The sequence below is a fragment of the Paenibacillus rhizolycopersici genome (assembly GCF_014947195.2).
GTDB classification, from domain to species: domain Bacteria; phylum Bacillota; class Bacilli; order Paenibacillales; family Paenibacillaceae; genus Fontibacillus; species Fontibacillus rhizolycopersici.
Genome location: NZ_JADCNN020000007.1, coordinates 62576 through 75031, shown reverse-complemented (window position 1 = coordinate 75031; position 12456 = coordinate 62576). Strand labels below are relative to the sequence as shown.

Annotated in this window: 11 protein-coding genes; 1 reads left to right on the top strand and 10 read right to left on the bottom strand. The window is 52.0% G+C overall.

What is annotated here, in order from left to right; translation table 11 throughout:
* Positions 1 to 58 precede the first annotated feature (58 nt).
* On the top strand, positions 59 to 418 hold the full coding sequence (locus tag IM700_RS09745; RefSeq protein WP_155606159.1) for a toprim domain-containing protein: 360 nt from the start codon (positions 59 to 61) through the stop codon (positions 416 to 418).
* A gap of 55 nt (positions 419 to 473) precedes the next feature.
* On the opposite strand, the gene IM700_RS09740 is transcribed toward IM700_RS09745, so the two are convergent.
* The 10 genes from IM700_RS09740 to IM700_RS09695 form a co-directional block, all read right to left on the bottom strand.
* Positions 474 to 1073, bottom strand: coding sequence for an SCO family protein (locus tag IM700_RS09740; protein WP_193417364.1), 600 nt, complete (start codon positions 1071 to 1073; stop codon positions 474 to 476).
* A 12-nt stretch (positions 1074 to 1085) separates the two neighbouring features.
* Positions 1086 to 2024, bottom strand: a complete 939-nt coding sequence (cyoE, locus tag IM700_RS09735) for a heme o synthase (protein ID WP_193417363.1) — start codon at positions 2022 to 2024, stop codon at positions 1086 to 1088.
* Positions 2025 to 2243: 219 nt separating this feature from the next.
* Positions 2244 to 3245: a glycoside hydrolase family 130 protein gene (locus IM700_RS09730; protein WP_193417362.1), complete on the bottom strand. Its 1002-nt coding sequence runs from the start codon at positions 3243 to 3245 to the stop codon at positions 2244 to 2246.
* A 29-nt stretch (positions 3246 to 3274) separates the two neighbouring features.
* Positions 3275 to 4294, bottom strand: coding sequence for an SGNH/GDSL hydrolase family protein (locus IM700_RS09725; protein ID WP_193417361.1), 1020 nt, complete (start codon positions 4292 to 4294; stop codon positions 3275 to 3277).
* The gene (locus IM700_RS09720; RefSeq protein ID WP_193417360.1) at positions 4294 to 5658 is read right to left on the bottom strand and encodes an FAD-dependent oxidoreductase; all 1365 of its coding nucleotides are present in this window, start codon (positions 5656 to 5658) and stop codon (positions 4294 to 4296) included. The genes IM700_RS09725 and IM700_RS09720 overlap by 1 nt, the downstream gene beginning before the upstream one ends.
* A 25-nt stretch (positions 5659 to 5683) precedes the next feature.
* Positions 5684 to 6556, bottom strand: a complete 873-nt coding sequence (locus IM700_RS09715) for a carbohydrate ABC transporter permease (RefSeq protein WP_193417359.1) — start codon at positions 6554 to 6556, stop codon at positions 5684 to 5686.
* Positions 6557 to 6571: 15 nt separating this feature from the next.
* Complete coding sequence (locus tag IM700_RS09710; protein WP_155606153.1) at positions 6572 to 7468, bottom strand: carbohydrate ABC transporter permease; 897 nt, start codon at positions 7466 to 7468, stop codon at positions 6572 to 6574.
* An 88-nt stretch (positions 7469 to 7556) separates the two neighbouring features.
* Positions 7557 to 8951, bottom strand: a complete 1395-nt coding sequence (locus tag IM700_RS09705; RefSeq protein WP_193417358.1) for an ABC transporter substrate-binding protein — start codon at positions 8949 to 8951, stop codon at positions 7557 to 7559.
* A 105-nt stretch (positions 8952 to 9056) separates the two neighbouring features.
* Positions 9057 to 10709 (bottom strand): response regulator, encoded by a 1653-nt coding sequence (locus IM700_RS09700; RefSeq protein ID WP_239483755.1) that lies wholly within the window; start codon positions 10707 to 10709, stop codon positions 9057 to 9059.
* Positions 10696 to 12438, bottom strand: coding sequence for a sensor histidine kinase (locus IM700_RS09695; RefSeq protein ID WP_193417357.1), 1743 nt, complete (start codon positions 12436 to 12438; stop codon positions 10696 to 10698). Before IM700_RS09695 ends, IM700_RS09700 begins: the two co-directional genes overlap by 14 nt.
* Positions 12439 to 12456 lie beyond the last annotated feature (18 nt).

Below are 12456 nucleotides of genomic sequence, written 5' to 3'. Positions count from 1 at the left end.
AAACTAGAAGCGTAACCACAGCTTGGTTGATTACGCTTAAAGCCCGGGGGGGATTTTTTTGTCGCTCAGCATCATCGTAGAAGGCAAGAACGACCGCAGCAAGCTGCGGCGCCTGCTGAACGAGGCCGTCCAGATCTATTGTACGTTTGGCACGTTAAATAACGAGAAGTTGGAAAGTTTGCGCAAAAAGGTCAATGATGACGAGTTGTTTCTGTTCCTGGATAACGATCCATCCGGGAAACGTATCCGAGGCTTGCTGCGCGATGCTTTTCCCGACGCGGTACAAATCTATACAAGACGGGGGTATGCCGGTGTGGAAGGAACTCCCGACGAATACCTGATCGCTCAATTAGAAAAAGCCGGGCTGGAGGAATTTATAAACTATCCTCCAACACCGGCTCCTTATGACAGCTTTTGATCGCGCTTCTCGGCGCTGAAAAGCCTTATTTGCTTTTGATCACGTAGTCGCTCCGCTACTCCTTAACTAGATCCACGACTCCTGCGGCGATTTCGTCCGGCGTCGCCTCCGGCCGGTAAATTTCACGCAACCGGCCTTCACGGTCCACGAGGCCAATTAGGTCCATATGCACGAAATTCCCATCCTCGTCCTGATTAATCAGAATTTTGAACGATTCCATCGCTAGATCGATCGTCTTCTGTTGATCCCCGCGAAGGAAATACCAACCGGAATAATCCGCCTTGAATTTGTCCCCAAACGCCTTGACGTTCTCAAGCGTGTCTCGCTCCGGATCGAACGTAATGGAAACAATAGAAGCATCTTTGCCGAACAGCCCTTTATCCTTCAAAATATCCTGAACCTGACTCAACCGGAAGGTTGTGATTGGGCAAACGTCAGGGCAATTGGCGAAGAAGAAATAAAACAGTCGGACTTTGCCGTTCGTGTCCTGCAGGGTCACTGTCTTGCCGTCTACGTTCTCCATACTGAAATCGGCGACGGGACGAATGACCGGCAGCTTGGGTTTCGCATAAGTATCCCATAACAGATAACCGGCTAGAATCACGCAAATCGCAAGAAGAATCCATGTCCATTTGTATTTCTTCAAAACCGCCATGCCCATCCCCCATTACAGCCTTACCGTATCCAATATCATCACGATCAAGGCAATCGTTAAATAATTGACCGAAAATAGAAAGACTCGTTTCGCCCAAACGTCGTTATCTTTCGCCCGGAACCCCTGGAGTGCCATGAGCAGCCAGGCAACCGACAGAAGGCTTCCAATCACCAGGAACCAGACCCCTGTATAACCGTAGGCGTACATCAAAATCGGAATTGGAATAAGCAATACGAGATACGGAATCATCTGCAGCTTCGTCCGCGGAATGCCCTTGACGACAGGCAGCAGCGGGAAGCCCGCGGCCCGGTATTCCTCGGTGCGGCGGATGCCCAACGCCCAGAAATGGGGCGGTTGCCATAGGAAAAGCAAGGCGAACAGCATCCAGGCGCCCAGATCGATGCGGCCCGAAGCGGCGACATAACCAATAACAGGCGGCATAGCACCGGAAATGGCGCCGATCGAGGTACTCCAGGTAGAGCTGCGTTTAAGCCACAACGTGTAGACGACCACGTAAACCAACATACCTACCACGCCAAACAATCCTGCTAGCGGACCACAAAAGGCAAATAATACGGTTAGGCCCAAAACGCCTAAAGTCACCGCATACCACAGCACCGTCTTTGGAGACAATTTCCCTGTGGGAAGGGCACGGTTCTTCGTCCGGGCCATCTTTGTGTCCATCTCCCGGTCGAAATAGTTGTTAAAAACACAGGATGACGCCATCACCAGCGCTGTTCCCAGCAGCATGACAACTAATTGAATATAATCAAGCTCCCAGCGGGAAGCAACCCAAAACCCGGCAAAAGCGGCAATCAGGTTGGAGCGTAAAATGCCCGGTTTCGTCAAGGCGATGAAATCTTTCCAAGTCGCCGTCTCTCCCGGAGGAGTAGGTCTCACGGACAACGCAGCGGATTCCGCAGAAGCCTGAACACTTAATGGTTTGTCCACGCGCGATTCAATCCTCCTACATTTAGATTAGGGTGAGTTTAGGTATTACCTATATCGAACATTCATAAAATTTTCAACAAAATAACCCTCTCGCTATAAACTTTATCATATCAAAACGCAGAAGTGTTTGACAATCGTTGGAATATCGCGCGATAACTATGACAATTTAGTGACACGAAAGCCGTCGGACCTGTCCGACGGCTTTCATTCGTAATGGGTTTATTTGTCCAAACAAAGCTTGATCAGATCATCTACATGCGCGGTAGCCAAGCATTCCACGGTATCCGCCGCGCCGTAATAGATTTTGACTTCTCCATCCGGTTCAAGGACCATCCCGCCGGGGAAAATCACGTCGTTCCGAAATCCGCCATCCGTTTCGTACGGGGCCTCCGGCGCCATCAAAGGTTGTCTGCTCATCCCGACGATCTTGCGAGGATCGGCCAAATCAAGCAGCATAATTCCCGCAGTATAACGTTTCTTCCAAGTGGCCTCCCAGCCGTTCTTCCCCCGCGAAGGATCGATGTCAACCGCGTGGAACGTCGTCAACCACCCCTTGTCCGTCTTCACCGGCGGTGCGGCCGGGCCGATCTTATCGTTAGCGAATGGAACCTGTTCTACCGCGAGCAACAATTCGGATCGGCCCCAGTATACCAGATCGGGCGACTGCGAGATCCAGGTGTCGAATCGATCTACTCCGCCGCGGCCGTACACGGTAAAAGGCCGTTCCAGGCGGACATAGTTGCCGGCGATTTTCTCCGGGAACAACACCATATTACGCAGATCCGGCGTCGATAAGCTGAGAATTTCGAAATGCTCCAGATCGTCCGTGACGGCGATCCCGCCGCGGATTCCATGCTGCGTGTCCACGGCGAAGCACATGTAGCAGCGGCCGTCTAGCACGGTCAACCGGGGGTCGTACGCCCTTATGATCTCTCCGTCATGCAGCTTAAACACCGGCTTCGGTCCGGCCTGCCAATGCAACCCGTCATCACTGTACGCGATGCCGAGATCGGTGGTATGATGCGGCTCAATGGTCTGATGTTCCAGCGAACCATAATCGTTGCGAAAAATCATGACGTACTTGCCATTGAATTTGGTGACCCCTGCATTAAACACCAAAGCCGTATCGTAAGGTACTCGTGCCGCATCCAATATCGGATTCAGCTCATACCGGCGGATGACCGGACTTGAGGTTAATATTGAGGGAACTTGATGGACCATAAGATTATCCTCCTACTTTTTGATCTTCATCATAAAAAGCTAATGCTAGGATCGAGTACGCTCAGCATCCGTTCCTTAAACCGTTCTCCCATAAGCCGATACCCCTCGGCGTTTGGATGCAGCCCGTCGGATAACCACTCTTGGTCAGACGCTCCGAACCAGTTCAAGCCATGGCCATAATAAATCCGACTATCGCCACGCCGCTGAAACAAACCCACCGTTTCGCGAATCTCTTCTCGCATTGCCGTCAGCGTAAAGCCTAAGGCGTTTTCGTTTGTTTCCCGATCGGCGGCGTAAATGGGCGAGATTACAAGCAACGGCGTATCGGGATGTTGATCTCGAATTAACTCAATAAGGCCAATCAAGGCCGGCTTGAAGCTTCTCGGACTTAGCGACGCCGCCCCGTACACATTGATCCCGACGCAAAGCGAAATAAAGTCCGCCGGTAAATTCGCGATCATTCGCCCGACTCTCGGTTCCAAATGGCAGTTGCCCGAAAATCCCAGGCAGGTTAACTGGAAATCACACTCCCGTGCGGCGATAACCGGCCAGGTTGACGAAGGGCCCTCGGCCGCCACGCATTGGGTGATGGAGCTGCCATAAGCCACCCATTTTGGCCGCAAATCCGCTGCACGCTCGCAAACGGCATCGACTTCTACCGAAAGGCGTGTCACCGTCATGCCTACATTCTGGGGAAGGTAAATCTCCACGATCTTCCGTTCCCGCTTTAGTCCCTGGAATCTTGCCTCTGTTGCTCCCGGGGGGAGCTTCAGCCGAGCCTGCAGCTCTCCATCGCAAAGACAGTCCAAGGTCGCCTCTTCTGCCAAAGGCGTGAACCCTACGCCGATCACTGATGAATCGGTGTTAAACCGTATACGAACCCCCGCACAAATCTCTGCTTTCATCCCGATCCCATCCGGAGGAAACAGTTCATAGTCCTCGTAAGGGATACGCCAAGGTTTGATTCCTTCAGGTTGCCGTTCAAGCGTAACGGCGCCGTGAAACCAATATTCCTCAAGCGACAAATCATGTAACGTCAGAGGGGACATCACCGTTCACCTTCAGTTGGGGGGAATTTCTCTCCGAGCCAGACGTCCTGCTCCAGCAATAACTTCTGTAACTGCGGTACGGAGATCTTCCGCGAGGTTGCTCCCGTGCTCGCTGCCAGCGCGGCTGCCGTACCCGCCGCTTGCCCCATCGCAAAGCAGTTCGGCATCACCCTTAGCGAGCCTTGAACCGCCCGGTCCGAAGAAGCAGAGCGACCCGCTACCCACACATTCTCGATGCCGACAGGCAGCATAATCCGGTATGGGACACCATGCGATTGCCCGGGAGGAAGGTGGTTAAAAGTCATCTCGCTCTTGTGATTGGCCAGATGAATGTCGATGTAATAGGCGTTGCGGGCAATGTCATCCGGGAAAGACCGCGCCGAGATGAAATCATCTACCGTCAAGACGTAATCCCCTTGAATTCGCCGCGTTTCCCGAATGCCGACCTGCTCGCCGCTCGCGACCATGTGCGCCATTTCAAACCCGGGAACATACTTGCGAAAGAACTCGACCTGACGTTCGGCCAATTTACGGCCTTCGATCGCACCTCGCGTCAAATCTTCGGCTTTCGTCCCATCGATGCCAAACACATGACCAAAATTCACGCCAACCAGATAGTCGTTCACCCAAGCCAGACCGGAGATCGACTTGCGTCCCTCTGGCAAGGCCCCTTCCGCAATCGCCCGCTCCACCGTTTGGTGCAGCTGACCGGTATCCCCGGTCTCCTGTATATATTGTTGAAACTTCGCCCGGTTTACGTTAGCCAACAGATAACACATGCTCCCCGGCTGCAATTCGCCTTGGTCGCCACCCTTCTGAAAAGGCACACCCGCCAGGGCGGCCAAGTCGCCATCTCCCGTCGCATCGATCAAATAGCGGCAACGGATGAAGGATCGGCCCGATTTGTTCGCGACGACAACGCCCTCCACCTTGGTCCGATCGTCCGACAACTGGACGTCAAAAACAAACGTATGATAGAGCAGCGAGACACCGCTTTCGAGCAAGGCATCATCGTAAACCCGTTTCAATACTTCCGGGTCGATCGGAACCCAATCGAGCGTTTCCTGGTATTCGGCCCGATAATCGGCGTTGCAAGCTTGTTTCATCCGCTCCATCAACTTCATCCCGATGCCGCGAATGATCGGCTTTTCCTTGTCTGTAAACGGGCAAAACGCCGGAACTAAAGCCACCGTTCCCATTCCACCCAGGAATCCTCTCTGCTCGATCAGCAGCGTGTTCGCTCCACCTTCAGCCGCGCTGATGGCCGCCGCGATCCCCGAAGCGCCGCCGCCGACAACCAAGACGTTCACGTCATAGGACACCGGAATCGTCTGAACCGGCAAAGTAATTTGCTTCTCGTTCATGATGAACCTCCTCACATGTAACTGATTATCCCTTCACGGAGCCCGCCGTCACTTGGATGAAGGTTTTGTTCGCTAAAATGTAAACAAGCAGCATCGGCAGGATCGACAAGCAAGCCCCCGCCATCATCAGGTGGATTTGCATGGCCGCGGAAGAGCCGTAACGAAGATTGGCCAACCCGACGGTCAACGTCTGCAGATGCGGGCTCGTCATCGTGAAGACGAGCGGCAGAATGTATTCGTTCCAGGCATGACGGAAAGCGAATAACCCCGCCACCCCTAGCCCTGGAGTCAACAGCGGCAGAATGATTTTGAAAAACGTTCGTATAAAGCCCGATCCATCTACCATAGCCGCCTCATCCAACTCGCGTGGAATCGATTTATAAAACCCCTGTAATATAAAGAACGTACTGGAATGGGCGCTGATTAAGATCAGAATGACGCCCCATAGCGACGAATTCAGGTTCAATTTGACCATCAGGTCAAATTGCGGTCGCAGCACGATCGCCCCGACGGAAATAAACATGGTTGAGGCCTGAACCCCCACATATAACGCTTTACCTGGAAAGTCCCGCCGATCGACGACATAGGCTGCCATCGCGGCCACCAGCAACGTTCCGACCGTACTCATCACGCTTAAGAACACGCTGTTCCACGTAAACCTGGCAAAATTGGTTTGCTGCCAAGCCTCCGCATAGTTGTGGAACTGCCATGCCTTCGGCAGCAAGTCCCCGCCGCTCATCATCTCGGCCCCGGTCTTCAAGGAACCGAGGATCGTCATCAAGATCGGAAACAAGGTCAGCAGGACCGTGACCAGCAGAAACAGCCACATGATTGGGCGCGCAATCCATTTTGCGGCTTGCGTGGCCGGCTTTTTATCCGCAATTGTTGATTGATTCATCTCTCCTAGCCCCCTTTAGAATACCTTGTTCATTCTCTTGCTTAAGAAATAGTACCCCGCCGTAATCGCTCCGACGATGATCGCCGTGGCAAATCCGACGGCGCTGCCGTAACCGAACTGCTGCGTCACCGGAGATCCGGTTGATACCGGGAAGAGCAACTTGTATAAGTACAGGTACATCACTTCGGTCTTGCCGATCGGCCCCCCCTCAGTAATGACCATGATGCTTTCGTAGCCTTTGAGCGAGGCGATGATCGCCAGCATAATAATCATTTGCATCACCGGGCCGAGCATCGGGATCGTGATGTGCCAGAAACGTTGTCCGGCATGAGCCCCGTCGATCGCGGCGCTTTCGTATAAATCCTGGGGAATGCTCTGCAGCCCAGCCAGAAACAAGAGCATATAGTTGCCGACCGCCCCCCATACAGCCACAATGATGACGGTTAACATCGCGTGTTTGGGCCCTAGCCAATCGATCGGTTGCCCGATGAGGTGGTACTTCATTAGTAATTGGTTGATCATCCCGTTATAGGAGTTGAAAATGTTGTAAAAAACGACCGAGATCACTGCGGTACTGATGACCGTCGGCATAAAATAAATCCCCCGCAGCAAATTTCTGCCTCGCAGCTTGCCGTTGAGCAGCACTGCCAACAGCAAAGACAATGGAATCGTCAACAACAGCTTGCCTCCGGCAAACACAAACGTATTTCCGACCGATGCCCAAAACTGCTCATCGCGAAATAACCTGCTGAAATTATCCAAACCTACAAATAAAGCCTCTCCGTATCCAACGTAATCGTAAAACATATAGCGCAGCATCCAAATCAATGGATAAATCCCTAAAACCAACGTTAGGATGACGCTGGGCAACAGAAACAGGCCGTTCTCCTGAAGCCGCTTCAGCTTCGCCATTTCGGTTCCTCCCCTTTTGTTTGTGTGTCAGGAGACAGGAAAGGAGCCTTGTCACCAGCTCACAAAAGCTCCTGTCCCGAGTAAAGCACTATTTTCCTTGCGGGTTAGCGGGATCAAAGGAAGGATTCGGAGTGACTTTGACCTCTCCCTTTTCCACCGCTTTCGCCAAAGCGTCGTTATAGCGTTGATTTAGATCTTCGACGGTTTTCTGTACATCCCCGCCGTCCAGCATGTATTTGAAGAAGGCATCCGCATAGTTCGCCCCTTCCGGCGTTACGTTAGGCGCGACCGGCCACAAGGAATCCTTCTCCCCGATCAAGAAACCCTCCATCCCTTTGACATCCGGGGTTTTTGCCGTTTCGGCAATGCTTGGCACGACGGAAATTCCAAATCCCTTCTCGTGATACGCGGTCAGCACATCATCCGCATACATGAATTGCATGAACTTCCAAGCGGCATCCTGGTGCTGCGAGGTTTTGCTCATGCCAAGCCATGTGCCGGCCGATACGATCTCGGAGGTGCCCTTCTGTCCATCCAGCGTTGGTGCCAGCGCACCGGCCCAGTTCATTTCCGTTGGAAATTGATCTTGGTAGACGCCCGGTTCCGTGGAGAAGCTCAAGTACATCCCGATTTTGCCGGCTGCGAATTGAGCGCGCAGCGGGTCAATATCCAGCGATTCGGCTCCTGGAAGAATACTGCCGTCCTCGTGCATTTGTTTGAAATACTCAATCACTTGCGCGTAAGGAGCGAAGTCAAACTGCCCTGTTTTCAAATCAAACCCTAAACCCTGATACCCGCTAAGCGACAAAATCTCTCGAACGGAACGGTCAAACGCCTGCTTCGGGTTCTTGAAGTTCAATGCGAAGCCGTAAATCCCTTCCGATTTGCCGACTTCCGTAATCTTCTTGGCGGCATCGACCATTTCCTGAAGCGTAGCCGGTGGATTGGTAATACCCGCTTTATCGAACAAGTCCTTGTTATATACCAACCGCAGCGTCAGCCCTGTGTTGGGGAGCGAATAAATTTGCCCGTCGAACCGGTTTACCCCATCGATAATGACCGAGGAGAACTTCGCCTTCATGTCATCCGTCAGGTAGCAATCAATCGGCTGCAGGTATCCCTTTTTGAAGAAGGCTTCGGTATTGGCGCTTTTCAACCGTAGAATATCTGGTGCTTGATTGCTGGAGAACGCGATGTCCACACTTTGCGTGTAGTTTTCGGACATGACGGTCAATTCAACTTGAATGTTGTCTTCATTTGTCTCATTAAATCGGGTAACCATCTCTTTAATGTATTCCTGGTCATGGCGGTCATCGGTCCAATACTGCAGTTGAACGGGAGCCGCGGTCGTCTTACCTTCGTTCTTGTCGTTGGTCGTCGACTCTTTCGGCTCATTGGAGGTTTTAGAGCCACCCCCGCCGCAAGCCACCAAAGCCAAAATCAGCATCAAGTTCATTCCGAGCAGCATCGCTTTTTTGATCATAGACATTTCCCCCTTCTGAATTGAAACTACTTTGTCTTCCTCTTCACTATAAAATCACGGGCATAAAAAAGGAGTGGGGCAAACCCACTCTTTAGGGTAGCGATTTCATGATTTTGTCGATTCCGCCTCTTCCGTCGAATCGGGATAATAGTCTGATCTGAACTCCGTAGGGGTCATACCGGTAATACGCTTGAACATTTCGCTAAAATAACGCCGTTCTTCATAGCCCACCGCGACAGAAACTTCCTGCACCGACCTGCCTTCCACCAGTAAGGTCTTGGCCAATCGAATTCGTTCCTGATTAACGTACTGCGTGACGGTCATTCCAGTAACTTTCTTGAACAGGCTGGAGTAATAACTCACGCTAAGATGCACGTGAGCCGCGCACTCGATTAACGTCACTTCTTCTCCTAACCGGCTTTGAATGAACTCCAACGATCGATAAATGATCTTCTGGCTTTCCGACAGCGTGTTGCTGCCTACCACACAGGCCCCTTCACGGCACAACTGCGAAAGCTGCTGCTCTAAGCGGCTTAACGGCATCCCCGTGGTGCCTCGCATCGATTGATATCGGGCGATTAGCGGCTGTATCTCGGCGAATGGCGCCAATTCGTATAACGCCCGGATGACGGAAGCCGCCAACTCATCGTATAGGCTGAGCAAATAATCCGGGTGTGGCGGCGATGGCAGCCCTTGCAACTGCGAGGAGATGGAGCCTAAGAGTTCAACAGCCCGATCCCCGTTGCCGGTTCGAAGCGCGAGGAGAAGTTCATCCTTGCGTTCCAGAGACAGCGGAGATTGACTTCCGGTCTCCGGTAGATCACCGATCCCGATGGCGGCATTCCCTTCACTGAAGATATGATAAGCGAGCGCCCGCTCCGCCTCCCGATAGGCATCGGGAAGCTGATGGATCTGCCCGACTGTTCCGGAGACGCCTATGGAGACGGTATACTTGGTATATTTCTCGATATTCCGGCAACAAGATTCGGCAATCAACGTAGCGTCCCCTATATCGGATTCATTCAGGAGAGCTAGGAAACGATTGTTTTTGGCTCGAATCACAACGCATTTGCTGTAGGGACGGATCGTTTCTTCCACGATATTTTGCAGGGAGAACCGGATCAGCTCAATCTCTCGGATCGATAACTCCGCAACCTGCTCCCGAAATCTATCGATCTCGATCAACATGACGGTAAAGCCCTGCCGCTCCAGGTCGATCCCAAGAAAATCCCACCGTTCGGAGGCATGCTCCCAGGGGGTCCGATGGTGGACCAGCATGCTTAAATATTCCTGGCGAAGCACGGGCATACTTTCTCGCAGTTTAGTTTCCATTAAATGATGGTTCTGCAGCTTGGATCGTTCCTCCAGGATCTGTGCCTTCGCTCGCAGCACGACGCCCAGAAGTTCTTCCTCCGTAAACGGTTTGACGACAAATTCGTAAGCGCCCAGATGAACCGCTTGTTGGGCATACTCGAAGTCCGCATACCCGCTGATCAAGATCACTTTGCAGTGATGGTTCGTTTCGAGCAAATGCCGGAGCATCGTCAAACCATCCATCTTCGGCATCCGAATGTCGGTGATCACCAAGTCCGGTTTCACTCGAGCCACGAGTTCCAGCCCATCGCTACCGTTGGAGGAAGTCCCTCGGAGCGAAATCCCATAATCCGTCCAAGAGATCGCCGTCAAACCCTCCACGACGCTTCGAATGTCATCAATAACGCATAATCTAATTGGGTCCTGCACCTCATCCTTCAACATGCTGCACTCCTCCCCGCGGTATGGTTACAGTCACCGTTGTTCCCCGGCCCGGTTTGCTATCCAATGTCAGCTTTGCGCGGTCTCCATAAAACAGTTGCAGCCGGCTCATCAGGTTTCGAATGGCATAGCCGTTCTCCGGTAAATGCTCTTCCATTCCACGCCCATTGTCTGTAACCTTCATCTCCCCCAGATCCTGTTCCGGGTCATAACCAATCTCAATCGTAATTTGGCCGCCGGTCTCCATATCCTTGAAGCCGTGCAGAATGCTGTTCTCAACAAGCGGCTGAAGCATGAGTCTGGGAATCGGCCACGCATCGATTGGCGATATCTCTCCTCGAATTTCATAATGGAATAAGTTTGGGTAACACAGCTTCTGGATCTCCAAATATTGCTTGACGTGCTCCAATTCCTTCTGCAGGGTCGTTATCTCGTTTCCTTTATTGAGACCCAGCTGGAACAATCGCGACAATGAAACAACCATGCGTTGGGATTCTTCGACTTGCCCAAGCTTCAGCTTCCAATAAACGGTGTTCAGCGTATTGTATAAAAAATGCGGGTCCATCTGAGCGGACAAAGCCTTGATCTCGGCGGTGCGTTTATTGGTTTCCGCCTGCTTGACCTCATCGATTAAGACCACCACCTGCTCTAACATCCGATTGAACCGGAACCCTACCTGAGCCAGCTCGTCATTTCCTTCTCCATTGAATCTAGCGGTGAGATCATTGGCCTCTACGCGCTTCATCACCTTCTGCAGTCCCTGCAACGGGGAGAGCAGATAACGGGTCAATCCGCCGGAAATGAGCGCAGTAATCAGAAAGGCTCCCAGGGTGATGCCGACAATCATCCACTTCACGTAGATCAAGTCCCGAAGAACATCGTCCTTCGATTGCATCGTGACCATCGTCCAGTCGGCTATCCCCAGTCGGGCATAATTCAGCAAATAATCGCGGTGATCAATACGATAGGAAGCGCTTCCGGTTGCCGCTGCATGATGCTGCAATTCGTTTAGAAGAGGACCCGTGTTGACCGCCTTCTGGACCAAGTCGTTATTTTTCGAATACACCGGGACCCCCTCGGCATTAAGCAAAAAACGTACCGCATCCTGCCCAACCCCGGCTTCGACCAAATTCCGAAAACCTTCCTCTCGGATATTAACCACGATATATACGTCCTTGACCGGCGCATCGAAGATCGGTTCCAGGATGAGAGAGATCACTCGGTCTTTGCCTGAAAATAACATATCCTCATGACCTTCGACCCAAACGTTCTTGTTCTCCAGCCTAACCCTTTCGTACAGAAACGTGTCCTGTAAACGAGTATGGCGATTCCGGTTGATCGTCAGCGGGTAAAACTCGCCGATCGGCGTGGAGATATAGATGGAGTGAATCAACGGTTCAGCGATTCGGGCCTGTGAAAATACGTTATCCATATTCGCCAAATGCGTATAATACCGGTCCGCCTCTCCGGTTGAAGCATCCTTCAACATGCTGCGAAAAGGCTGGCTTAACATAAAAGTCATCATGATAATCATGAGCTTATTTAACTTCTCATCGACGATTTGAGCAGATTTCGTCACCGTATCCTGCGTAAGATTTAGCGCATTTTTCTCTACAATACGAGCCGATATGGAGTAGGAAAAGCCGCCGGTGATCAGTACGGAAAGAATGATGACGATGAGAAATGCAGATTTCAGTTTACTGCGGAACGTGCGGCTTCTTAAGAAGTTCATAGAACCCCGCCTTAATCA